This window comes from Paenibacillus sp. J2R1T-4 (assembly GCF_059692235.1).
Genome location: NZ_JCAUBA010000023.1, coordinates 42,107 through 65,999, shown reverse-complemented (window position 1 = coordinate 65,999; position 23,893 = coordinate 42,107). Strand labels below are relative to the sequence as shown.

General features: G+C 48.2%; 20 protein-coding genes. 6 read left to right on the top strand and 14 right to left on the bottom strand.

The genetic code is table 11. The annotated features are described in order from the left end of the window. Positions 1-77: 77 nt before the first annotated feature. From AC58QD_RS27855 to AC58QD_RS27835, 5 genes are all read left to right on the top strand, one after another. A complete protein-coding gene (locus tag AC58QD_RS27855) occupies positions 78-770 on the top strand; it encodes a response regulator transcription factor (RefSeq protein ID WP_497338307.1) in 693 nt (230 codons plus the stop codon). Beyond that, on the top strand, positions 767-1,831 hold the full coding sequence (locus tag AC58QD_RS27850) for a HAMP domain-containing sensor histidine kinase (protein WP_497338306.1): 1,065 nt from the start codon (positions 767-769) through the stop codon (positions 1,829-1,831). The genes AC58QD_RS27855 and AC58QD_RS27850 overlap by 4 nt, the downstream gene beginning before the upstream one ends. 193 nt (positions 1,832-2,024) lie before the next feature. Next, positions 2,025-2,888 (top strand): F510_1955 family glycosylhydrolase, encoded by an 864-nt coding sequence (locus tag AC58QD_RS27845; RefSeq protein WP_497338305.1) that lies wholly within the window; start codon positions 2,025-2,027, stop codon positions 2,886-2,888. 14 nt (positions 2,889-2,902) lie between these two features. After that, on the top strand, positions 2,903-4,213 hold the full coding sequence (locus AC58QD_RS27840) for a cell wall-binding repeat-containing protein (RefSeq protein ID WP_497338304.1): 1,311 nt from the start codon (positions 2,903-2,905) through the stop codon (positions 4,211-4,213). Between the two features lie 64 nt (positions 4,214-4,277). After that, a complete protein-coding gene (locus AC58QD_RS27835; RefSeq protein WP_497338303.1) occupies positions 4,278-4,607 on the top strand; it encodes a four-helix bundle copper-binding protein in 330 nt (109 codons plus the stop codon). A gap of 156 nt (positions 4,608-4,763) precedes the next feature. Here AC58QD_RS27835 and AC58QD_RS27830 read toward each other — a convergent pair whose 3' ends face one another. From AC58QD_RS27830 to AC58QD_RS27765, 14 genes are all read right to left on the bottom strand, one after another. Next, a complete protein-coding gene (locus tag AC58QD_RS27830; protein WP_497338356.1) occupies positions 4,764-4,880 on the bottom strand; it encodes a helix-turn-helix transcriptional regulator in 117 nt (38 codons plus the stop codon). Between the two features lie 326 nt (positions 4,881-5,206). After that, positions 5,207-6,676, bottom strand: a complete 1,470-nt coding sequence (locus tag AC58QD_RS27825; protein WP_497338302.1) for a glycoside hydrolase family 88 protein — start codon at positions 6,674-6,676, stop codon at positions 5,207-5,209. Positions 6,677-6,687: 11 nt separating this feature from the next. Further along, entirely contained in the window at positions 6,688-8,994 is a 2,307-nt protein-coding gene (locus tag AC58QD_RS27820) for a helix-turn-helix domain-containing protein (protein ID WP_497338301.1), read from the bottom strand. Between the two features lie 119 nt (positions 8,995-9,113). Next, positions 9,114-10,598, bottom strand: a complete 1,485-nt coding sequence (locus tag AC58QD_RS27815) for a type 2 periplasmic-binding domain-containing protein (RefSeq protein ID WP_497338299.1) — start codon at positions 10,596-10,598, stop codon at positions 9,114-9,116. Between the two features lie 87 nt (positions 10,599-10,685). Next, a complete protein-coding gene (locus tag AC58QD_RS27810; RefSeq protein WP_497338297.1) occupies positions 10,686-11,084 on the bottom strand; it encodes a Rieske (2Fe-2S) protein in 399 nt (132 codons plus the stop codon). A 20-nt stretch (positions 11,085-11,104) separates the two neighbouring features. Beyond that, entirely contained in the window at positions 11,105-11,980 is an 876-nt protein-coding gene (locus tag AC58QD_RS27805) for a carbohydrate ABC transporter permease (RefSeq protein ID WP_497338296.1), read from the bottom strand. Next, positions 11,980-12,897 (bottom strand): ABC transporter permease, encoded by a 918-nt coding sequence (locus AC58QD_RS27800; protein WP_497338295.1) that lies wholly within the window; start codon positions 12,895-12,897, stop codon positions 11,980-11,982. The genes AC58QD_RS27805 and AC58QD_RS27800 overlap by 1 nt, the downstream gene beginning before the upstream one ends. Further along, positions 12,894-14,009 (bottom strand): amidohydrolase family protein, encoded by a 1,116-nt coding sequence (locus tag AC58QD_RS27795; protein WP_497338355.1) that lies wholly within the window; start codon positions 14,007-14,009, stop codon positions 12,894-12,896. Before AC58QD_RS27795 ends, AC58QD_RS27800 begins: the two co-directional genes overlap by 4 nt. Before the next feature lie 311 nt (positions 14,010-14,320). Continuing rightward, on the bottom strand, positions 14,321-15,898 hold the full coding sequence (locus tag AC58QD_RS27790) for a DUF3369 domain-containing protein (protein WP_497338294.1): 1,578 nt from the start codon (positions 15,896-15,898) through the stop codon (positions 14,321-14,323). Then, positions 15,888-17,420, bottom strand: coding sequence for an ATP-binding protein (locus AC58QD_RS27785; RefSeq protein ID WP_497338293.1), 1,533 nt, complete (start codon positions 17,418-17,420; stop codon positions 15,888-15,890). The genes AC58QD_RS27790 and AC58QD_RS27785 overlap by 11 nt, the downstream gene beginning before the upstream one ends. Positions 17,421-17,440: 20 nt before the next feature. Then, positions 17,441-17,824: a hypothetical protein gene (locus AC58QD_RS27780; protein ID WP_497338292.1), complete on the bottom strand. Its 384-nt coding sequence runs from the start codon at positions 17,822-17,824 to the stop codon at positions 17,441-17,443. Between the two features lie 175 nt (positions 17,825-17,999). Beyond that, a complete protein-coding gene (locus tag AC58QD_RS27775; protein ID WP_497338291.1) occupies positions 18,000-18,689 on the bottom strand; it encodes a putative endonuclease domain-containing protein in 690 nt (229 codons plus the stop codon). A gap of 959 nt (positions 18,690-19,648) precedes the next feature. Then, positions 19,649-20,530, bottom strand: coding sequence for a 1,4-dihydroxy-6-naphtoate synthase (locus tag AC58QD_RS27770; protein ID WP_497338290.1), 882 nt, complete (start codon positions 20,528-20,530; stop codon positions 19,649-19,651). Further along, positions 20,527-21,231, bottom strand: a complete 705-nt coding sequence (locus AC58QD_RS27765; protein WP_497338289.1) for a futalosine hydrolase — start codon at positions 21,229-21,231, stop codon at positions 20,527-20,529. The genes AC58QD_RS27770 and AC58QD_RS27765 overlap by 4 nt, the downstream gene beginning before the upstream one ends. Before the next feature lie 354 nt (positions 21,232-21,585). Here AC58QD_RS27765 and AC58QD_RS27760 point away from each other — a divergent pair, with 354 nt between their 5' ends. After that, positions 21,586-23,781 (top strand): helix-turn-helix domain-containing protein, encoded by a 2,196-nt coding sequence (locus AC58QD_RS27760; RefSeq protein ID WP_497338288.1) that lies wholly within the window; start codon positions 21,586-21,588, stop codon positions 23,779-23,781. Positions 23,782-23,893: the final 112 nt, after the last annotated feature.

The window sequence follows — 23,893 nt, the reverse complement described above, 5'->3', positions numbered from 1 at the left end:
AAACGATTTCTACATCATTTCTACACATGTTTTTGATAAGGTCAGAATGGGTAAATCGATTCCCGCGGAGGACTGCAATGAAAACAATATTAGTTGTTGATGATGAAGCTAAAATAAGAGATGTCGTGGTCTCCTACCTTAAGAAAGAAGGATATACATTGCTGGAAGCTGAATCAGGACATGAAGCGTTGAAAATGATCCAAACCCAACCGGTCGATTTTGTTATTCTGGACCTTATGCTGCCGGATATGGATGGGGAACAGGTTTGTCAAACCATTCGTCAAATCAATTCTGTCCCCATTCTCATGCTAACGGCTAAGGTATCGGAGAACAATCGGATCCGGGGGTTGTCCATAGGGGCTGATGATTATTTAATCAAGCCCTTCGACCCACGGGAGGTTGTGGCACGGGTCAGAGCTATCTTGCGCCGATCAGACGATAATCATTTACTTGCAGATCGCATGGAGTTCAACGGTGCACATTTAGTGATTGACTCCCAGAAGCACAATGTATATTGCGATGGGCAACAGGTTAATTTAACCCCGAATGAATTTAAATTGCTTCTCGTGCTGGCTAAATATCCTCAGCGTCATTTTTCGAGAGAGGAGCTAGTAGAAAAAGTGCTTGGTTACGACTTTGAGGGTGATAGTCGAACGATTGACCAACACATCAAAAATATCCGACAAAAAATCGAGCGTGACCCGAAGTCTCCGCAATATATTGTGACCGTATACGGAACGGGATACCGCTTCGCAGGTGGGATTACATGAATAAGCGTCTGCATACCCGTTTAGCTTTTATCATCATTGCCATAGCCGCGGGAATTGTCATCATAACAACGGTCAGTATCATTGTGGAAACGCACTATCATTTCTCCTTGTATCAAGAGCAGACTACGGGCATGAATCATGATCTTCCACAGTTAGATTATCATTTGGAACAAGCGTTAATCCAAACGATTCTATTGACTTGTGTTTTCTCTATCATCCTGGCTTCTTTGCTTGGCTTCTATGTGGCCAAACGGATCTCATCTCCGCTTGTTGATATGAAACGTGTCGCACAAAGAATGACAAAAGGCCAATTGGGGGCACGAGTCGTTATTACTGGAAGAGACGAGTTATCGGATTTAGGATCGTCTCTAAATGAGCTGGCCGCGCAACTACAAACACAAGAAAATTTGCGGATGACCATGACAGAAGACATTGCTCATGAACTTCGCACTCCTCTAACAACGTTGAAAAGTCATATGCGCGCACTGGAAGATGGGGTATGGGATCCGACTCCGGAACGCATCCATTCCTGCTATGAAGAAATCGAACGGTTGACGCAACTGGTGACGGAGCTTGAAGATCTTACCCATGTGGAATCACCGGTCTTTCGATTAAAGCTAGAAGAAGAGTCGTTAGAGGTGATAATTGAAAAAGGGATAGCATTAGTTTCAGCGTCCTTTGCAGAGAAAAATGTCCGACTCATTTCAAGTATATCGGATATTCGGCTTAAGATTGACCATAACCGCATGATTCAAATACTGGTTAATATCCTTAGCAATGCTCTTCGATACACGCCTGAACAGGGAGAGGTGCGAGTCTCTGCAATACTAGAACAACAGCATGTACTCATCAAGATCCAGGACACAGGTCCAGGCATTTCCCAGAAGGATTTACCGTATCTATTCGAGCGTTTTTACCGCGGGGACAAGTCACGAAATCGGAGAACAGGCAGCAGTGGTTTGGGATTAACTATTGTCAAACAACTTGTTTCTGCACACGGTGGGCAGGTTTGGGCGGAAAGTAGCGAAGGTGCCATTTTCTATATTCGACTGCCCAAATAAAATTAGTCTTATCTACACAAGATCTTCAAAAGTAGTTGATACACTTAACCAGAGTATGGTTTAGAAATATGAGGAGACATTCGTAGAAGGTCTTTTTATTTTACAAAGGGGGGGACTTATCCTGAAAAAAATGATCCTGCTAGTCTTAATTTTTGTGTTTTCTATAGGAGCCACGGCATGTTCGAAGAAGAACATGGAAGAACAACATGAGTCCCATGATGCGGAAAGCACCAGCACAGCTTTTATGCATATCCATGGCTTGGGCTATTCCAGTGATGGGAAACAACTTTTTATTCCGGTACATGACGGGTTAAAAATATACGCAGATGGCAAGTGGACGGAAGCTCCGGGAGAGAAGCATGATTACATGGGCTTCTCCATGGCAGATAACGGATTTTACAGTAGCGGTCACCCGGCACCAGGTACAAAATATAAGAATCCCTTAGGGCTTATTAAAAGCACTGATCAAGGCAAGTCGATTACGGTTCTCGCACTAGAAGGAGAAGTTGATTTACATGGTATGAGTGTCAGCTATCAAACCCATACCCTCTATGTGCTTAATCCTGAACCCAACTCTAAAATGAAGCAGGCAGGCTTGTTCTATAGCAAGGACGAGGCAAAAACATGGACGAGCAGCCGCATGGCCGGTCTTCAGGGACAGGTTACTTCTCTCTCGGTGCACCCGACACAGGATTCTATGGTTGTCCTTGGTACCTCATCCGGGGCATATCTTTCAAAAGATTATGGTCAAACGTTTTCCGTTGTATATGAAAGTCCGGTTTCAACAGTTGCCTTTACGAAAGCAGGGGATTTATTGATCGGTACTGCAAAACCTCATACAGGACTTGTGAAAGTAAATGTTGAGACAAAACAACCACAAGTTATCATCAAAACCCCTGTACAAGAGATCGAAAGCATAATATACGTATCAGCAAATCCCGTAAGTTCAAATGAACTCGCTATAGCAACGGAAAAAAAAGATGTATATATCTCAAGCGATAGTGGCGTCACATGGCAGCAAATCGCAATCAAAGGAAAACCTAGTAACATAAAGTAGGAGGGCATTTTATTATGGAAAAGTTAATAAAAGTCGGGATCGTCTCCTTGGCTACTGCTTTAGTTTTATCGGGTTGTTTTAACAAAACGGATTCTACTTCTCAACACAATATGGGGGATATGGGCAAGCAGGCAGGTTCTGCGAATAGTCAACCAGCCGCAGCGGCGAACACACCATGGGTGGCATCGAAAAATACGACACGCATCAATACAAATGACCCGGCCGAGGCTGCCGTTCTGATTTCGAAAACCTTATGGATGGCAACAAATGACGATAATCGTCCTGGAGGCGTCGTACTTGCGAATCCGAAAGACTGGCAAACAACACTTGTTAGTGCAGATTTAATTCATCATCCTAATAACGGCCCTGTTCTTTTCGTGAATAAGGACGGCATCCCAGATGTGACCCTTAATGAGTTGAATCGTTTGAAGCCCAAAGGCGTGGAAATGAATAAGGGCATCCAGGTTGTTCTAGTAGGTGATCTGGATCCAAAAGTAGAAGAGCAAGTTAAAGGACTGGGATTCAAGACCGATAAGATAGAAGGCGGTAACCCCGCATCTGTTGCAAAAGCGGTTGATGCCTATTATACCAATGTAACGAAGGAAAATCCGCCGTCAGTAATTGTAGGTTCACTGGATAGTCAAGAATATACGATGCCGGCAGTAAACTGGATTGCCCACATGCCTGAGCCGCTGCTTTATGTAAAGAAGGATGAAATTCCTCAAGAAACAGTGGATGCATTAAAGACACGAGACGGAAAAGCAAATATTTATGTTCTTGGTCCCGAATCTGAAATATCAGCAAATGTGATAAATCAGTTGGGCCAATATGGGAAAGTGGTTCGTATTGCTGGCAACGATCCCTATGAAAATGCTATTGCATTCGCGAAATATAAAGATCCCGTAACCGGATTTGGATGGGGGATCACAACACCTGGACACAATTTCTCTTTTGTCAGCAAAGATGCTGCAGCTTTGGCCCTTGCTGCTGCGCCATTTTCCCATCTAGGAAAACATTCGCCACTGCTATGGACGAATAAAGATAAGATGCCAGATTCCGTAATGACGTATGTAATGTCCGTTGAACCGAAATATAAAAACTCCCCAACGGAAGGACCTTATAATCATGCCTGGATTACAGGTAGTGAAGATAGTCTGTCCGCAGCGGCACAAGGAGAAATCGATTCAATGCTTGAGATCATATCCGAATCTGGAGAAAGCCACGGGGGAGGCCACGGCGGCAGTACAAATACGGAAACACCGCCAAATACTAGTGGAGGAACCGGCGGTCAAGATATGTCTACCATGCCAGGAATGAAGCATTAATTTCGGTAGACTATAACTAAAGTGGGTAATATTGAAGATGTCCAATAAAAGGAGGAATTCCAATATGTCACATGAACAATATCAAGCTTGTATTGAAGAGTGTATCCGGTGTATGCAGGCTTGTAATCACTGTTATGATGCTTGTCTCAACGAGGATCATGTATCCATGATGAAGGAATGCATTCGATTAGATCGGGAATGCGCGGAAATTTGTGCTTTTGCGGCACAGGCTATGTCCCTTAACAGCTCTTATGCTAAGGAGATCTGCCGTATCTGCGCCGACGTTTGTGAGGCATGCGGGAATGAATGTAAAAAGCATGACCATGAGCACTGCCAACGATGTGCTGATGCCTGTTTCTCCTGCGCAAAGGCTTGCCGGTCAATGGTAGGTTAGAGCAGGATAGTGGTTTCGATGAGATGAAGCCAAAACCATAAAACCGCTCAATCGTTTGAAGTTATGTAAACAATGTATTACAAGACTCTAAATAAAATAAATGCAAGCTTATGTGGACTTTGCACATAGTGCTTGCATTTATTACTATAAATGATTCTAGTGACACGGGAACGAAGGCAGCAACGTGATTTCCGGACACGAATGCTCATTCTCCCAATTGCTCACGGCTTGATAGCTGACACCTAACCGACTGGCCAGTTGCCCCTGCGTCAGTTAGTTGAATCAGCAAAAGAAAAACTCAACCAAAAGTTGAGTAATCAAAACTCTTTATAATATCTAAAACTTGCCGTTACAGACAGTGCGGAGAACCGTACCACAATTCATTGAACTAACGGATGACGATAGTTTAGAAACAACCGCCTTATGATACGGCGGTTGTTCTTTTGGTCAGAAATCAACAATCAAAGATAACAGAGCCAATAAATAAATAAATTCTTTCCAATAAAAGCAGACCGCATCTGTTCCCGAAGCTGGACCTAACACAAAAGAACCGCTGGAGAAATCGCCCAGAAGTTCTTTTGTTTCTTGTGTACCTCGCTTCATGAGTGCACGGCCGCATACAGCTGTGCCCACAAACCGAGTCCCATCTGTGACAGCACCCGGTAACCGCCGCGCTGAAGCTCCACGCCGCCGGCATTATGTTGAGCGACTCCCGAGAGGAGGCCATCCGGCGTCAGATACGCCTCCAACGCTTGAAGGCTCTCTTCTGCAGCAGTTATATAGGCCGGAGGCAGCAGCCCGCGATTAGCGCCGAGTGCCAACGCCGCTGCTATTCCTGCCGAGCCGGACGTGTCGATGCCCGTATCCGGTTCGTCAAGGAAGCACGACCACAGGCCGTCAGGTTGCCGCCAAGAGACGGCTGCTTCGGCAACGCGGGTTATTTCGAGCGCTAGACCGCTTGTCTCTAATAGATGGGCATATTCGGAATCCGCCAACTCAATCCACGTCCGCGTCATTCCTAGCATATACCAGGCGTATGCGCGCGCCCAACTGCGAAAGGAATGCGTCCCCGACCGTTCGTCGTACCGCAGGTAGACATGTCGGTCCCGAACCAGCGCATCGCGGCGTATCAGCAGCTGGCGTATGGCTTGCTGTGCCAGATCCTCGCGGCCCAATCGCGTGGCGATCGCCGCGAGCGGATAAGCAACCGTGTAAGCCCCCTCCGCCGTTACCATATGGTCATCGATCACAGCTCCTTCGCCGCCGTTCATGCCTCTCGCATCCCAGAAGGCCACCGCCTCTTGTACGACCGGATGATCCGGACGGTGCTTGACGATGACGGCGAGCGGCAGCGTCGCCTCGATCGTCGTGAATGAACCGTCTGCCCGGCGGCCATGAAGGTCCTCGTAGATCAGCCGTCCCTGCGGATCGAGATATTGGCGCAGATGCGCATCAATCGTCGAATCCATCCGATCCGCGCCGAGCACCTGCCGCAGCGAGTACAGACCGTCCAGCACACATCCTTCCAGCCAACCGAATGGCTGCAGCGATGACAGCGATGTGATGCGATCCAGCGCTAGTTCCATTCGTTGGGTGCTTCTGTCCGAGTCTACCAGCAGATGGGGGGCGAACAACGCGCGGTCAGTGTCGCCGCCGAGCTCGTTGAATATCCAGAGCGGCTGATCACCTCCGCTCAGGTTGAGCCGCACGCCTTGTCGCAGCACAGCCTCTGTCTGCAGGTCGGTCAGGACAAGCTCGAAAGGCTGGAACGTGTATGCATACCGGATATCCAACGAACCAACAAGCTCCCCGGAGCCGCGTAGGTACACCTCGACATATTGTGCTTCTCTATAATCCAACGCGACCGTTACCCGCAACCGGCTCTCCATAAGGATCGGCCGCGGGATAGCCGAACCTTCGCCTGCGACTTCAGGCCAATCGAGCTGCAGCCCATCTCCGCTGTCTCCCACCGGAACAGCCGACCATCCCTGCGGGAGCCGCTTGCCGTCCGGCAATCGAGCCATCGACGGCTTGACAAGCCGCGCAGCCAAATACATGGGTGAATCCATATGCTTCACTCCTATTTGGATTGCTCCCGATACTGACTGGGAGTTACCTTCACTATTTTCTTGAATATGCGATTAAAATTCGAAGCTGTACTATACTGCAGCTTCTCAGCAATATCCGATATTTTCATATCTGTATCCTTCAGCCACTTTTTGGCAATCTCGATTCGGTACTGGGACAAATACTCTGTGAAATTGATGTCAGTATCTTTTTTGAACACCCGGCTTATATAACTCGGGTGATAATTCAGCCGTGAGGCGAACAACTCGATGCTAAGATCCTGATCATAATTCCGATGAATTTCGTCGATTATCTCCTTGGAAATATTGATTTCCTGCTTCCGCTGACGTTCCTCCATCCAGACCAGCAGCGGTGTTAGAATTTGCCTCTCGAACCAATCCTGAATTTGTTCGGCAGAATGCATCCGCAGCAGCATGTCAGTTGCGAAGATGTCAGTATGGAACACTTCTTGTACAGATGCCCCGGCATCCTGTACAATGCCCGTCAAATTGTTGAACAGTCTACCCAGGAACGTTTGGTAGTCATAGTGATTAACATGATTCTCACAGAGCCTCGCCACAATCTGATTCAAGCTGTCGATTGCTTGTCCCTTGTCCAGCTGCCGGACCGCCTCTAATAGCCGGAATTCCAATTCCTTCGGATAGCGGAAGTGATGCGATGTATCTGGCTGCACCTCATCGATAAACAGGATCGATTCCTGTCCGAGCCGGGTGCGGTACGCCAGTGCATCGAGACATTCCAGGTGGGCCTGAGGCGCCTGAACGAAATTGCTGTAGCTTCTGCTAATTCCTATGCTCACCTTTAATTTCAGATAATGCTTGACGTTGTAACGGATGCTCTCTGTATGGTGGAATACGGTAACCTTGAACGGTGTATCGCTATCCGTCGGAGCGCCGATGAACAGGAGCAGACACTGGTTCTGTATGACCGGACTCAGCCTCATCCCTTGCGGGATAATCTCCTCCATCATATTGTGAATCGCATAAAGAAGCAGATCCAGATCTTTCTCTGAATAGGGGGTGTCATCTAATGTATCTACTTGAAGGGCGATCAGGCACCATTGATCCCAGTTGACCGGATATCCGTATTTCTCCAGTTGCTCTTCCAATTCATGTGGGCGAATACTGCCTAGCAGCAGCTTGAAGACGTAGAACTCGCGAGCCTGCCTGTTGAGGCTCTCGACCTGATCGGTTAATCGGGTCTGCGACTGGACCATATGAATGACCTGATCGTTGATATATTGCAGCTCGTTGCCCTTCTGTTGCCGGATATCGGGCTTCATGAAACGATAAATGCGGTGGATCGGCGAGTACATTCGATGCGACACGGAAATAGAGACGATGACGACGAGCAGGATCAGAATCGCAACAGAAATAATCGTATACCCTTTGATGTTCTGAGACTTCTCCATTAGACTGTTCAACGGTGTGAGAGAGATGTACGTCCAGTTGGTGTATTGTGAGCGGTTATAGATGACCCCATACTTCTCGCCATCAATGTCATAGGTGAACAGTCCTTCTGGCTCCTGTCGGTTCGATAGCTCCACATAGTATGGTTCATCCCTGACATTCGTCCCGATCCGCTCAGCATCTAAGTGGGACAAGATATATCCGTCGGTATCGAGAATCATCACCGCTCCTAATTGTCCGCCCCCGGTCAACCGTTTGCTGATTTCAAGCATGGGAATGTTCACCGCAACCAGTCCATAGGGATCGGATGAATTTAGTGGAATATGCTTGATTAACTGCAAGGCATAACCCATTTCCTGATCCCTGACCATCTTCCAGTAGGAGAGCTTCCGATCGTCGCGATAGGCGGTCAGACGATCCTTCAGCCGTAGCAGATTCTCATCCTGTGCACTCGATGCGCTCCGATTCTCCATGGGGTAGACCACGCCGCCATCGATCAGCCAATTTTTGCGGAAGCTGATCAACTGCACATCGTGGACGCCGAGCTCGAACACTTGGATTTGCACCAGCTTATAGATCAGGCTGTCGAACAGCTTTTTGTTCTCATACTCATAAGGAAGGTCCAACACCGTCGGCATGGACACCGCACTCGTCGTAACCGGTCCGCCGATCATCTGGGTCGCTAGAGTATCGATCGTTTTGAGACTGGACTCCGCTTGTTCCTTATTCTGTTGCAGGATTAGCCGGTTGCCGGTTGTTACTTCGTCCTCCACGATGTCAGCAGACTTGTTGTAGGACAGGTAGCCGAGCAGCAGCAACGGTATAATTCCAATGATGCAACTGATCAGAACAAGACTCATAAAGAAGCTTGATGTCTTCCATCGTTTCATACCTGTCTCCCGCCTCGCCATGAACTGATCATAAATTTAGTGACACCATCATACCACATGCAGTGAACAGCACGGAGGGGATTGCTCCGAATGTCGCAATCCCCACGGTGAGCTGCTGCTTATTTCTGCTTATACAGTCCCGCCAGCTCTGTAGCGACTTGAGTGCCGCCGGCTTTTTTCCATTGCTCAATAGCTGCATCCAGCCCGGCTTCGTCGATCTTACCCAGCACATACTGAATCCTTGCATCAGTCAGGATCGTTTTCAACTGCTCGCCTTTCTCCATTTCCGTCGGTGAGATCAGTCCGTTGGATGGATCCGCCACGCTAACGGCAGCATGCTCTTCCATTCTTTTTTTGAGCATAGTGTTCAGCTTGGAGTCTCCTGGAGGATACATGGCGGCGTTGTTCACGATCAGGTTCTTCAGGTCGTCGATATTGAACTTTTGATCGCTTGGCTTCACTTCATTCTCGCTGACCAGCTTGGTGAACTCCGCCGTCGCCGCGGGACTGTTCTGCGTGTCGAAGTAGCGCAGCACCTGCTTTAGTTCGGCTTCCGTTTTCACACTCGTTTTGGGAATCATACCGCCGCCCCAGTGCCCGGTTCCGGAGAAACTTTTGCCTGCGATCGGTTGTCCGGCTGTAAGATCAAAGAAGTTTTTGGTTTCTTCCATCTGGAGGTAATAGTACGGTACGACTGCGTCCAACGCTTCAATGGTCACCCCGACCTTGTTGTTATAAAGGTCTTTTCTCGCCTCGTTGCGGACAACCACAGGAAAGTTTTTGTTTACAAGGTCTTCCTCATACAATTTTCGGACGAATTTCAAGCCTGCCCGATATTCAGGAGTTTCCATGTCCTTGACGAATTTACCGTCTTGGTTTTTCCAGTTGTTCGGAGCCCCGTGCCAGGCGAATATATCCGGTGGGATTACCCCCTCGTAGAACAAGATGCCATAAGTGTCATTCTTGCCGTTGCCGTCCGGGTCTCGATCCTTAAACGCTTTCAGCATGCTATAGAATTCATCGATGGTCGTTGGCACTTTCAACTGCAGCTTGTTCAGCCAGTCTTCGCGGATGACGACACCATTGCGCACGAGCGGGCGGGGGCGGGGAATAATGTAGGTCTTCCCGTTGATCTTAAGATTGTCTATGACTTGCTTGTCGAATTTCTTCAGATTGGGAAATTCGTCCATATATTTGTCGAGCTCCCAGAACATGCCGGATTTAACGCCGTTCAGGACCGCTGTCGTGAACGGGTTGTCGACCATAATAACCTGCGGCATCTCACCGGACGTCATAGTCACATTGAGCTTTTCGCTGTATACATTGTGTGGAACATAAGTAATATTGAGATCAGACTTGGATATGCGCTCCGTTTCCTTCACGACGGCTCCGTCGTCCTTAGGTGCGGTGTTGGAGAGGTAGGCATTCATCATTGAAACCTTTACAATTTCCGGTATCTGGGCTTTATTGGCCGTCGCAGTCGGTGTGGATGTGCTGACTGTGTTTGTTCCACCCGAATCGCTGCAGCCTGACAGAATCGCAGTACCGGTCAGCAATACGCTTAGCGGCAACCCCCATATTTTAACCCCTGTTTTTCTTTTCACTGCTAATTCCTCCCCGTGTTTCTATTGTATCAAAGCGTTGAAAATGTATCAAAAGATGAGGACGATGAACGCCGCCATCCGATGACCCTAGTTTAACCAGAGGTAGAGATTGTCTGCTTGCATCTCCAGCTCGCCTTTCTCCAGGTTCTCGTTATTCGCTGCGCCCTGCTCGAGCTTGCCCCGCCGCAGCTTTACATCTGGATCGACGAGATGCTCGCCTGTGAGCAGATCGAACTCCCAACCATGCCACGGACAGCGCAAAATCTCGTTTTCCCGGCCGACCCGGTATTCATAGACTTGCGAGGGCAGGCGCGTTCCGGTTATAGCTCCCTTGCATACCGGAGCAGCGAAGTGCGGACATACATTTCGCCAAGCGAAAAATTCGCCCCGTACCTTGAATATTCCGAATTCAATGCCTTTCACTTTAACTATTTTGCAAGTACCTTCGGCAATTTCGTCCCGCTTGGCTACCCAGTGTTTCTCCATTGTTTATATCCTCCTATCCATCATCCCTTGACCGAGCCCAGCAGAACTCCCTTGGCGAAATGCTTCTGCAAGAACGGATACACCATCAGGATCGGGAACGTAGCCACCGTGATGACCGCCATCTTGACAGTATCGGGTGGAATCGACTGCTCGCCCTCCACTACTCCTTGTTCCACGAATCCGGCCTGAGATACCATCACGATTTGTCTCAGCAGAACCTGTATTGGCCACTTCTCTGAGTCATTCATGTAGAGGATGGCGTGCATATAAGTGTTCCAGTGGAAGACTGCGTAGAACAGAATCAGCGTTGCAAGAGCAGGCATTGACAGCGGGATCATGATTCGGAAAAGCATGCGAAGATCGCCGCAGCCATCAATTTTGGCCGATTCCTCAATCTCCTCCGGCAGACTCTTGAAGAAGTTGATCAGGATGATCAGATAGAACGGGATGATTGCACGCGGCAGCATGAGGGACCAGTAGGTATTTAACAGCCCTAACTCCTTGACCACCAGATAATCCGGGATAAGTCCCCCTTGAAAAATAATCGTGAACACGACTAGAAACATAATTACCCGGCGAAAGTGCATCCGGCGTCTGGACAGCGAATACGCGGTAAAGGCTGTGAACGCCAGACAGATCAGTGTCCCGATGACGGTGATAAAGACGGTGATGGCTAAGCTTTTCGGCAAGGCATTGGTTGTAAAAATGTATTCGTAGGCTTTCAGTGAAAACTCGGTCGGGAACAGCAGGAAATCAGTCCGGTTGTATTCGGCTGCAGACGCGAACGAGCTGGAGATAACATGAATGAAAGGCACAATCGTCACAAGTGAGATGAGAATGAGCAATATTCCGTTGATGGAGTCGAATAATCGACTGCCGAGACTTCGGTCTATCATTAGAAAATACCCTCCTCACCGAATTTTTTGGCCATCCAATTGGAGATCGTCACCAGAATCAATCCGACGATTCCTTTGAACAGACCTACCGCCGTCGCGTAGCTGAGCTGGCCGTTGATCAGACCGACCCTGTACACATAAGTGTCGAACACTTCGCCAACCTCGCGATTAAGCGAATTAAGCAGTACGTAGACATGCTCGAAGCTCAGATCCAGCACATCGCTCAGCCTAAGCAGCAACAAAATTACGATTGTACTGCGGATGCCGGGAAGCGTGATATGCCAAATCTGGCGCAGCCGATTCGCCCCGTCGATTCTGGCGGCTTCATATAACTCGGGACCGATACCCGCTAGCGCGGCCAAATAGATTACCGTCCCCCAGCCGCTGTCTCTCCAGATTACCTGCAGAATGTACATTGGTCGGAACCAGTCTACATCCATCATGAAAGAGAACTTCGCAAATCCCCACGTGGAGATGAGCGATTGGAACAAGCTGTCCTCCGATTCGAAAATCACAAAAAACATGGAGACGACAACGACCCAGGACATAAAATGCGGGACGTAAATCAACGTCTGAATGGATCGTTTGAACCACTGCAGGCGCAGCTCGTTCAACATAAGAGCCAATATAATCGGTGCCGGAAATCCGATAACCAGATTATATAAGGACAGCATGAGTGTGTTGCGAAGCAGCTTGAAGAATTCCGGCTCGCCGAACAATCGTTCGAAATGCTTGAAGCCGACCCAGTCGCTGCCCGTAAATCCCGTGAACGGATGATAATCCTGAAACGCGATTATGATGCCGCCCATTGGTAAATACTTGAAGAGTAAAAAGTAGAGCAGACCCGGCAGGACGATAATGTAAAGCCAACGATCCCGCCGTATATCCTTCAGCATCTGGAGCATATTTGCATTCATGGCGATTCTCCTTCATGCGAAGAAGGGCGGCCTTGAAGCCCGTATAGCTGGGCGGCGTTGAGTGCCTGCACTTTCACTCGGATATCGCGGGGCAACGGCGCCAAAGCCAGCTTGGGATGGTCAAAATCCCAATGCGGATAATCGCTAGAGTACATGACCATGTCTTCGCAGCGGCACATCCGGAAAATTTGCTCCAAATGCTCCGGCTTCTCCGGCTCTTCAATCGGCTGTGTGGTCAAGTAGATATGCTCCCGAATGTACTCCGAGGGCAGCTTCTTCAGCCAGGGCGTTGTATCCCGAAGCGCTTTGTAATTTTTGTCCATGCGCCACATGAGATGCGGCAGCCAGGCAATCCCGCCTTCGATCCCTACGAATTTCAGGGCGGGGAATTTCTCGAACACCCCTTCGCATACAAGGCTGTTGATGTGCCCTATATAGTTGGTCGGCAACCCATTATGCCATTCCATATAGCGCGACGGATAACCGGAGGGCGTCGGGGATCCCGAGATGCCTCTGCCCTCGGTGCCCGGATGGATAGCCACCGGTAATCCGTGTCGTTCTGCTGCCTCATAGATGGGATGATAAAATCGTTGGCCGAACAGGGAGCGCGCCCCGCTGCACATTACAATTTGCACGATATCCGGATGACCGCCCATCCGTTCGATCTCCTTGGCTGCGGACAGAGGATCGGCATGGTTGATTACGATTGAGCCCTTGAATCTCGGACTCGCGGACAGCCAACGGTCCACCAGATAATCATTGTAGGCGGACACCACGGCATTGCCATAGTCCACATCTGGATTCAATGACATTTCAAGCGTGTTGGAGCCAGTCAATATGGCATAGTCGATGCCGTATCGATCCAGATGATCCTTCACCATATAGTCCGGATCGCTGCCGGATGGGCCGCCGCTGTCGGGGACAGCGTCTCTGCGCAGCACGCCTACGGTCGAGAAGTAAGGCTGGCCGACACCTGTGCCCACCCCCAACCATTGTTGATGCCACGGCTTCGCCATATATGGCAATAGATCCTTTGGATTCTTAATGATGTTATGAACATCCGTATCGATCAATTGCGGCAGCTCGCCCCCATTAATGGAATCCGCACTCATCGTTTGCACCTCTTTCCCTGTGATGTTCATCACTTTCTCCCTCATCGTAGTGGAGAGAATCGGTTGCAGGCTATAATCAATTCGTGACAACCTGCAGTTCCTTGCCAGTATTGGACTTTTGCCCGTTCACTAATCAATTGCGACACCGGAAGAATCAATTTGTGACAACATGTGTGACCCTAACCAGGTTGCATGTTCTTCTTCAAATTGCATTTATCCATCTATTTTCAGTATAGTCAATAAAAAAACGCCCCTGATTCATCGGATGATGAAAGAGGGACGTGCTTAATATGCGAATTCGATAAACGCCATTAAACTTGGCTAACTGCAGTGACAGGGTCCGAATACTGATCCCGGATCTTCAATATTTCTTGCAGGTTGTCGAAAAACACTTCCACCAGCATCGGATCAAAATGTTGACCTTGCTCCTTGCGGAAGAAAGCCAATATATCCTCTAGCGGCCAAGCCTTCTTATACACCCGGTCGCTGCCTAGCGCATCGAATACATCGGCAATTGCGGTAATTCTTCCGTAGATATGGATTTCTTCGCCTGCCAAACCGCTCGGGTAGCCCAGGCCGTTATACTTCTCGTGATGCTGATGGGCGATAATGGCCGCGGCCTTGATAATATTGCGGTTCGAATGGTTCAACATGGCATACCCGTGCGTGGAATGCTGCTTGATGATCTCGAACTCTTCCTCTGTGAGCTTGCCCGGTTTGTTCAAGATTGCATCAGGTACTGCTACTTTTCCGACATCATGCATGGAAGAGGCAAGTCGGATCAGCTCCGCTTCTTCTTCAGAGAGTCCGCAGCCTTGTGCCAGGAGCTTGCAGTATTCCGCAACACGTTTGACGTGATAGCCGGTTTCCTTAGATCTGGTCTCGGCAATTTCACCCAAAGTAAAAATGATTTCCTTCTGGGTAAGCTCGACTTCCTCATTCAAATATATATTCTCAAAAGCAACCGATACATTAGAGCAATAAATCTCAATTAAATAACGGTTCCATTCGTTTAACTTCTTGGTACCTTCAAAGTAGATGACATTTTCCATGCCGGTTTTGCTTTGGAAGTAGCAGCAGAAATGATCATCGTAGAAAATGCTTTTCTTTTGCCGGAAAGTTTCATCAATACTTCTAACGACATGGGCCGGGACCACATCCTTGACATTATCGGATTCATTGATGGAATAATCGCCAATTGCGGCGAGGACGTAGAATTGCTCATGGCCTTTGGTAACGGCAAAGCTGTTGCAATGCAACGCATTTTTGCACAAATTCAAGATAGAGGTGAGCTGCGTTAGAACGCCAGAGGCGAAGTTTTTCATCGATTTTGGTTCGAACAAGTCTGCAGAGGACTGGATAATTTTCTCCAGACCGATCTTGTTATTCTCAATGACCATAATATCGCGATAAGAACGTAATGAGGCCATAACGGTCGTAAAAAGCTTCTGCGTTGTAAGCTCTGTTTTTTCCTTGTAATCGTTGATATCGTAGTTGGTTATGACCAGCCTTTCCGGAGCTTGACCAGGCTGGCCCGTACGAAGAATGATGCGAACCGAGCTGTATTTTAGTTCCTCGCGAATGTATTTCACAATTTTTAGTCCGGAATCGTCCTGATCCATCACTACGTCCAATAAAATGATAGCGGTATCAGGATTGTCGCGAATAACCGTAATGGCATCTGCTTCAGAGTAGGCGCTAATAAATTCCAGACGTTTCCCGTCAAATTCAAAATCACTCAAGACCATCTTGGTCAAATGATGAACTTCATGGGCATCATCGACGATAATTAGCTTCCATTTCTCTTTTTCAAGACGACTTCCTTCCAGATCATTCTCGGCTTCCTCATCGGCAAATGTAAGCAGATCCTCTTGTTGATCACTGACCATGGGCTGTGTACTCCTCACGAATTGGTATTTGAATCCGGAATATAGTGCCTGCTCCTTCGGTGCTTTCACATTCAATCGTTCCATCTAGAGACTGAGTAACAAGATTATACACAATATGCATACCGAGACCCGTTCCGCCGCCGCCGCGATTCGTGGTGAAGAATGGATTGAAGATTTGACTCACGATCTCAGAAGGCATACCCTTACCGTCATCGGAATAATGGATGGTTAATGCAGCAGCTTGTTTGGTAATTGTGATTGAAATATGTCCCTCATCATGGTCGTCAAAGGCATGGATAAGCGAGTTCATAATAAGGTTGGTTATGATCTGAGACACCGCACCGGGATCTGTGTATACTACAATGTTCTCCTGGCCGTGAACCGTTACTTGATGCTTCGTTTTCTTCAGGTTGGGCTGGAGACTTTTAAGGACTTCTTGTACGTACTCTTTCATAGAAAAGCTTCGCTTCGTCTCAACCGATCGATCAACGGCAACCTGCTTGAAGCTTTTGACAAGCTCGGAGGCGCGCTGAAGATTCGTTTGAATCATCCCGGTAGTTTCACTTACGGTCTTAAGGTATTCGTCCAAATCGGATCGTTTCATCTTATTGGACTGATAGACGGATAGAAACTCCTTGGACTTCTCATCCAGATACGAAGCTGCCGTGACGCCAATCCCGATTGGGGTGTTGATTTCGTGGGAGACACCTGCAACCAGATTCCCAAGGGCAACCATTTTCTCAGATTCAACGAGTTGCTTTTGCGTCTGCTTAATCGTGTTCATCGCTTGTTGTAACTCGGTGTACCGACTTTCTTGATTATGTACCATGTCATTGAAAGCCGCCGCTACTTCATTAATTTCGTGGCTCGCATTCAAGTTGATTTTCTTATACGGCGAACCTTGTTTGACTGAAACGGCTGCATGACGAATGTTCAGCAAAGGGTGTATAAGCAGCTTGCGAATGATGAACCACAGGGTGAGCAGAAGCAGTGTTGTAATGGCCAGACCTACCAGTACGATGAACTGGATGCGATTCTTGATAAGCGCCGCATTGCCCGAAGTGTTAAGAAGGAGCTCGATCGCTCCTACGGTAGCACCGTCTTCTTTTAGTGGAGCAGTAAGCAGACCTTTGGGAATACCGTCCTCATCTCTATAGAAATTCGACACCTGTCCAGCCATATCCGGCAAGGTAGTCAAAAGATCTGGAGGGGATGGCTGCCCAATCCGATTCCGATCGGTCGAGGCGAGAATGGTTTGTTTCCCGTATAAAGTGAGCTGCAGAACATCTTGATTCTTATATTGAATATAGTCAAAAATTTGCTGGACGTCTTCGACGGAGTGAGATTCCTCGTATCTACCATTGATAGCAATCGTCATTCCATTCAGCTGGCTGACATAGGTTTCCTCTACGGATTCCTGCAAACTGTAGGAGTCGAAGGAGACGATGATGGACATCAAGAGGACCGTCACGCAAGTGACCAGAATTATGATCCGGGTTTGTAGGCTTAAGTTACGAAACACAGCTGCTCTCCTAGTCGCCATTATTTGATTTCGAAATCGATTTCTTTGGTTACATCAAAAGGTGTATGGTCGTTATTATGTAGGGATAGTTTAATATGGTGTTTGCCGGGGGCGAGATCCTTGAACACGGTATCTACGTGCGTTAGCAAGACCTTTTCTCCATTGTCCAAATACATATGCGCATGCCCTTCACCCTCTTTGCGCGCCTTACCCATATGCTCTTCAGAGATATGTATATCGGTAATGACTTTCACTGTGACTTGATTGCCGGACACAGTAAGCTGAACATCCAGCTTCGGCTTGTGATCGTGCTCGGCCGCCGCTCCTGAGGTAGGTGAATTGTTACTGCTGCACGCTGTTAGTAAAAGACATGTGATGGCGAAAACCACATACCATTTTCTCAAGGTTGACCCCCCAATCAGATGAATGTATAGGTACTTCGGTGCAATGCTTAAGTACTAAAGTTATGTATATTACTAATTATAAGTCCTAACAATCTATATGCCAAGCAATCGTTTCCAATTGGTAGAGTTGGTTTGTAACATGTGAAATAGTCCTTTTGTTGGAGGGCGGCTTTTCTTAAAGTAGGTGAAGGCTGGCATGTTTCTCATGGAGCCGGAAGGTTCTAACGCGTTGCACACCGCTGGCTTCGACTAGAAATTGTTTATCGACCAGTCGACCCAGAAGTTTTCGGGCATATCTGCGCTCGATGCCTAGCAACTGGCAGACGTCGGAGGAGGTGAGAGGTGTATTCTGCTTCATTGTATATCGCAGGATTTCCTTCTCTAGTGCAGGAAGTCCTGTCCACTCTTCACGCTCACCAAGGAATCGTCCTGCCCATTGTTGAACAATTTGCTGGCAGCGTCTTGGACGATCTTTAATATCATCGTAGGAGAATCTGATCACAGTCCAGCCATCCAGGATAAGATGATTCTGACGCATCAAATGATCGGCGAATTGACCTCGATTAATATCGCGCCAATGTGGACCGTACCCATCAATTTCAAAGCATGCTCGAAAAGGCGGACGAAGAAAGGCAAAGTCTAAGTAGCGTAGTCCATCCTTAAAATCTTTAATTTCAAACTCGGGATATAGATGATCAAAATGTCCAAAGGCAGGCCACCAAACATGCTCCAGAAACATTTTCTCGGCGTGACCAAGTCCTTGTTGCAAGCGGCGTAAGTTTTCACCATCGCGGTTGATTAAGTGCTTCTGTAAGAACTCCTGGTAAACCACTTCAAAATAAGTTTTTTTGTCCATTTGTACCATAATCAATTAGCCTCCATATACTCGATTGGTTGGGAAAAATAAAAACACCACTCAATCCCTGCTAAATGCAAGGATTCAAGTGGTGTGTGCTTCACGACCAACAAGTATTAAATTTGTTAATTGTTATTATATGGAATTCCGGGAGTGGAATCAATGTTTTAATGATACTTTGTCGGATTATTTTTAAAGTAGGTACCTGCGAGGTACCTAACGGACGCCAAGTGGTGGGTGAAACATCGAATAGGTGCATGGGAGGTACTTAACTAATCAGATTAGTGCAATGAAGGGGGGGGATGAGACATTAGGTACCTGAGAGGTACCTAATGGTCGCCGAATGGTGGGTGAAACGTTGAATAGGTGCATGGGAGGTACTTAATTGATCGGATTAGTGGAATGAAGGGGGTGGAATGAGACATTAGGTACCTGAGAGGTACCTAATGGTCGCCAAGTGGTGGGTGAAACGTTGAATAGGTGCATGGGAGGTACTTAATTGATCGGATTAGTGCAATGAAGGGGGTGGGATGAGACATTAGGTACCTGAGAGGTACCTAATGGACGCCAAATGGTGGGTGAAACGTTGAATAGGTACATGGGAGGTACTTAATTGATCGGATTAGTGCAATGAAGGGGGTGGGATGAGACATTAGGTACCTGAGAGGTACCTAATGGTCGCCAAGTGGTTGGTGAAACGTTGAATAGGTGCATGGGAGGTACTTAACTAATCAGATTAGTGGAATGAAGGGGGTGGAATGAGACGTTAGGTACCTGAGAGGTACCTAATGGTCGCCAAGTGGTTGGTGAAACGTCGAATAGGTGCATGGGAGGTACTTAATTGATCGGATTAGTGGAATGAAGGCAGAGAAATGCAGCAATAGGTACCAGAGAGGTACCTATTGGATGCCGAATGGTGGTTGAAACAGCGATTAGGTGCGCGGAGGTACTTATTGCTTAAGGATTGTTCAGCGCAATTCGGCGAGGTCGAACTCTGGCACAAGGCCTTCCTTCATGGCGCGGCCGAGCAAGGAGGTTATAGCTGCGTAGCCGTTGTCGCCTAGGTTAGCGGTAAACTCATTAACATATAAGGCAATATGGGCTTGAGCCACTTCGCGGGACATCTCCTGAGCATGATGCATCACGTATTCTTGTGAGGCTTCAGGGTGTGCCCACGCGTACTCGACTGAGGCCTGGATCCAATCCGTGATTGCAGATAGATCTAAGGAGCGCTTGGCGATAATAGCTCCGAGCGGAATAGGGAGGCCGGTATCGGATTCCCACCAGCTGCCTAAGTCTGTCATGAGAGTTAAGCCATAATTCTGGTATGTGAACCTGGCCTCGTGAATAACCAGTCCAGCATCAATCTTCCCATCGCGCACGGCTGGCATAATCTCGTGAAATGGCATGACGACGATTTCACCAACGCCACCCGGCACATTCTGAGCAGCCCACAGCCGGAACAGGAGGTAGGCAGTGGAACGCTCGCTGGGCACAGCAACTCGCCGGCCGGATAGCAGCGATGGGTCGCTTGATTTGACAGCACTGCTTAAAGTTAACAATGAAGAGTCGCTAGATCCCGAAACTCCGTTGCCGATCAACACGAGGGGACCGCAGCCTCTGCCCAGCGCTCCTCCGCAAGGCAGCAATTTGTACTCGGGGAGCATCCAAGGGAGCGCCGCATAAGATACTTTCATTATATCGAGTTCATCGGATGATGCCGCAAGTGTATTCGTAATATCGATGTCTGCATATGTAACATCGAGCTCAGGCGCACCGGGAATTAACCCATGGGCCCATGCATGGAAGACGAAAGTATCATTCGGACATGGCGAGTATGCAATCTTCATTCAAATACCTCCTTTATGGACGAACTCGCTGCTGCAAGCGCGTCTAAAGCATCTTTGATCCGCCAGGCGGACCTGTCGCGCGGTCCGACGGCATTGGAGATGCCGCGGATCTCCAGCACCGGCAGCCCGTGCAGCTCGGCAGCTATGGCCACGCCATAGCCCTCCATCGCTTCGGCTAGCGCCCCCGGCACGCGCGCCGCGAGCCTTGCCGCGGTCGCCGCGGTCCCCGTTACGGTCGTGACCGTAACGATGGGCCCTAGGCGCGCCGGCAGCCCTGCCGCTTGCAGCGCGGCCAACACCTGGGCAGCGAGGCTGCCGCAAGCTTGCACGCGTGACGAGCCGAAGCCCAGCTCGTCCACGCTGCAGAAACCCTCCGGGGTCTCCGCCCCCAGGTCAGCGGCAATGATCTCACTCGCCACAGCGAGTGAGCCGACTTCCGCCTGACCGGCAAAGCCACCCCCGATCCCCATGCTCACCACCACGTCATACGGGTGGTGGCGGTCAGCAGCAAGCGCCTTCGCCGTGCTTGCTGCAGCCGCGGCCGCCCCTACACCGCCGGCCACAACAGCAAACTTAGGCGCGCCGTCAAGTCCGCGCAGCACGGCATCCCTCTCCGCCTCGACGGCAGTCATGATGAGGATGCGCTTTTCTTTTGGCATAACAATTTCAGTCATTTTGCCCTTCGAATCTATAGTCATCATTAGAAGCTCCTCAATGAGTGTAAGCTCGACATAGGATTAAATTTTGAAATTAGTATAGTGCAGCCTATGAGTTTATGCAAATAGATTACATATGTAAGACTGCTTTTGTATAAGGATTTACAACCTATTGACATCTAAATTACGAACATAATCACCAGAAATCATACTTCCTATAGGGATTGATGGCACAATTTAATTATGGTAAGCTTTCTTCCAAATGGATTCAATGAGGGGGTCTCACCCATTCTTCGCCGCCGCAAAAGTGTTTTTGTGACCTTATGGCTTTCTTATATATTAATTTTGCTTATTCCGGTAATCGTATCTGCTGTACTGTACACAAGCATGGAGAAAACAATGGTGGATAACGCCAACCGTTCGAATCTGGCCATGTTGGAGCAAGTGCGTCAAGTAATGGACAATCATTTGCTGGAAATTGACCAGATGACGGTCCAAATCGCTACCCATCCGAAGCTGCAAACGCTGTGGAACATTAAAGAAGCGGAGCAATACATCCAGTACAACGATGCCGTCCTCGCCCTCAGAAATATTCGCAGCGGTACGGGCTTTATTGACGAGTTCTATATCCACATGCGGGATACGGATACGATTATTTCCCCTTCAATGAAGACAGATGCAAAGACGTTTTACACGGATCTGTATCCTTATCAGAACAAGGATTTGGCGCAAGTTCGTTCGGAATTGTTGTCAGGGTATCATTTCAAGACATTCTGGCCGGCAACGTCTATTAAGATGGGCTCCGTCACGAATGTAATTGCAAGCGCTGTCTCCCTGCCGCTCGGAGAGAACGAGAATGTGTGGGGAACGTTGGTCATGCTCATTGAAGAACAGCAAATATTTGATTTGCTTAAACAAATCGAATGGGTCAACAGCGGGGATATGTTCATATTGGACTCTACCGGGCAGGTTATCACTTCGACCAATCGAGTGTACAAGCTGCCTGACGGGCTGCGAGAACAGATCACCGGCTCGAACGGCTATAAGTCGTATGATGCCAAAGACGAGAGGGTCATGCTTTCGTATACGACGGGAAATAGCGGATGGAAGTATGTATCTCTTGTTCCTGAGGCGGTTGTACTCGAACGAGTGAATGAAATCAAGGGTTGGGCGCTTGTGATGTTAGGACTTGTCATCTTTGCAGGTACGGTAGCTGCTTACTGGATGGCGAACCGCAGTTATAGTCCGATTCGAGATATGGTCTTCACGCTTATGAGTGGCAAAAATTCGGGGAATCCCGTATTGAACGAATATGAGTTTATCAAAACCTCTATCGCAGAGACGATTGCCGAAGGGAAAGAACTGAAGGAAAAGCTCGTGGGTCATATTCCTGTTGTCCGCGCTTATTTTCTTACCCGATTGTTGAAAGGTCAGGCGGAGCCGTCCTCAATGGATGATCGTTCCCTGGAATTTATGGGGGTGCGTTTCCCTAGTGATCATATGTGTGTCATCTTGATAGAGGTCGACGACAGCAGCCAATTCCGGATTAGTGACAGCGAGCAGGACTGGGCGCTTACCCGGTTCATTCTGTTCAATTTGAGCAGCGAGATCATTGGGGATCAAGGGTATGTCATTGAGACCGATCGGAATCAGCTTGCTCTTCTGATCAATATGGTGGATGCGTCAGATCTGGCCAAAAAAGATCGAGATGAACGCATTCTCGAGATTAAGCGAATTACTGAGGATCGGTTCAAGATGAAAATCTCTGTGGCGGTCAGTTCCGTTCGTCAAGGAATATCGGAGACAGGGCGTTGCTACAGCGAAGCGCTCAACGCGTTGGATTACAGAATTATTCACGGGATTAGCTCGATCATCCATTTTGAACAGATTGGCAATATGGAACGGACATTCTACCATTACCCGATGGAAACTGAAACGCAATTGATGAATTATGCCAAAAGCGGAGATTATGAAAGCGCTGTAAAGGTGCTGGATGAGCTGTATCAGCAAAATGTTGTCTCGCATGGGGTCACACCTGAGCTGGGCAAATGCTTGTTTTTTGACCTGTTAAGCACGATGCTGAAGGTCATGAACGCACTCAAAATCGATGAAAAACGTTTATTCGAAGACGTATCCGATCCGATCAAACATATTGTGAATAGTCCATCTGTTGAAGTGATGATGAATAAGATTAAATCCCTATGCCGATTCATATGCGACAGCGTACGCGAAGCGAGAACGGATCAGAACGAACGGCTGATTGATCGGTTAATGCGTTATATCCAGGACAATTACGCTGACAATTCTTTAAGTCTGACTTCGATCGCGGATCATTTTGGGATGACTCCGCAGTATGTCTCCGGTTTTTTCAAGAAGCAGCATGGCCAGAACTTGACGGATTATATGGTGGAAATCCGAATGAATCAAGCGAAGCTCCTGTTGGCTGATCCTGGGCTAAACATTCTTCAAGTCGCTCAGCAGGTAGGGTATGCAACCGATATCGGGTTCATTCGAGTGTTCAAGAAAATAGAAGGCATTACCCCAGGAAAGTACCGTGAAATGCGGCTCCAATCGAACAATCTGAAGGATGGTTAGTCGCGTGTAAATCGGTTTATGCAGAATCTGAAGGTTGGTTTATTAGTCGGTACAACAGATAATAGGCATACCTCGCGTGATCTTTTATAGTGAAAATGCAGACGGCGATCTG

What these genes read in the sequence shown, in the direction of transcription:
- AC58QD_RS27855 (WP_497338307.1), top strand. Translation starts at nt 78, where the DNA reads ATGAAAACAATATTAGTTGTTGATGATGAAGCTAAAATAAGAGATGTC.
- AC58QD_RS27850 (WP_497338306.1), top strand. Translation starts at nt 767, where the DNA reads ATGAATAAGCGTCTGCATACCCGTTTAGCTTTTATCATCATTGCCATA.
- AC58QD_RS27845 (WP_497338305.1), top strand. Translation starts at nt 2,025, where the DNA reads ATGGAAGAACAACATGAGTCCCATGATGCGGAAAGCACCAGCACAGCT.
- AC58QD_RS27840 (WP_497338304.1), top strand. Translation starts at nt 2,903, where the DNA reads ATGGAAAAGTTAATAAAAGTCGGGATCGTCTCCTTGGCTACTGCTTTA.
- AC58QD_RS27835 (WP_497338303.1), top strand. Translation starts at nt 4,278, where the DNA reads ATGTCACATGAACAATATCAAGCTTGTATTGAAGAGTGTATCCGGTGT.
- AC58QD_RS27825 (WP_497338302.1), bottom strand. Translation starts at nt 6,676, where the DNA reads ATGGATTCACCCATGTATTTGGCTGCGCGGCTTGTCAAGCCGTCGATG.
- AC58QD_RS27820 (WP_497338301.1), bottom strand. Translation starts at nt 8,994, where the DNA reads ATGAAACGATGGAAGACATCAAGCTTCTTTATGAGTCTTGTTCTGATC.
- AC58QD_RS27810 (WP_497338297.1), bottom strand. Translation starts at nt 11,084, where the DNA reads ATGGAGAAACACTGGGTAGCCAAGCGGGACGAAATTGCCGAAGGTACT.
- AC58QD_RS27805 (WP_497338296.1), bottom strand. Translation starts at nt 11,980, where the DNA reads ATGATAGACCGAAGTCTCGGCAGTCGATTATTCGACTCCATCAACGGA.
- AC58QD_RS27800 (WP_497338295.1), bottom strand. Translation starts at nt 12,897, where the DNA reads ATGAATGCAAATATGCTCCAGATGCTGAAGGATATACGGCGGGATCGT.
- AC58QD_RS27795 (WP_497338355.1), bottom strand. Translation starts at nt 14,009, where the DNA reads ATGAGTGCGGATTCCATTAATGGGGGCGAGCTGCCGCAATTGATCGAT.
- AC58QD_RS27790 (WP_497338294.1), bottom strand. Translation starts at nt 15,898, where the DNA reads ATGGTCAGTGATCAACAAGAGGATCTGCTTACATTTGCCGATGAGGAA.
- AC58QD_RS27775 (WP_497338291.1), bottom strand. Translation starts at nt 18,689, where the DNA reads ATGGTACAAATGGACAAAAAAACTTATTTTGAAGTGGTTTACCAGGAG.
- AC58QD_RS27770 (WP_497338290.1), bottom strand. Translation starts at nt 20,530, where the DNA reads ATGAAGATTGCATACTCGCCATGTCCGAATGATACTTTCGTCTTCCAT.
- AC58QD_RS27765 (WP_497338289.1), bottom strand. Translation starts at nt 21,231, where the DNA reads ATGATGACTATAGATTCGAAGGGCAAAATGACTGAAATTGTTATGCCA.
- AC58QD_RS27760 (WP_497338288.1), top strand. Translation starts at nt 21,586, where the DNA reads ATGGTGGATAACGCCAACCGTTCGAATCTGGCCATGTTGGAGCAAGTG.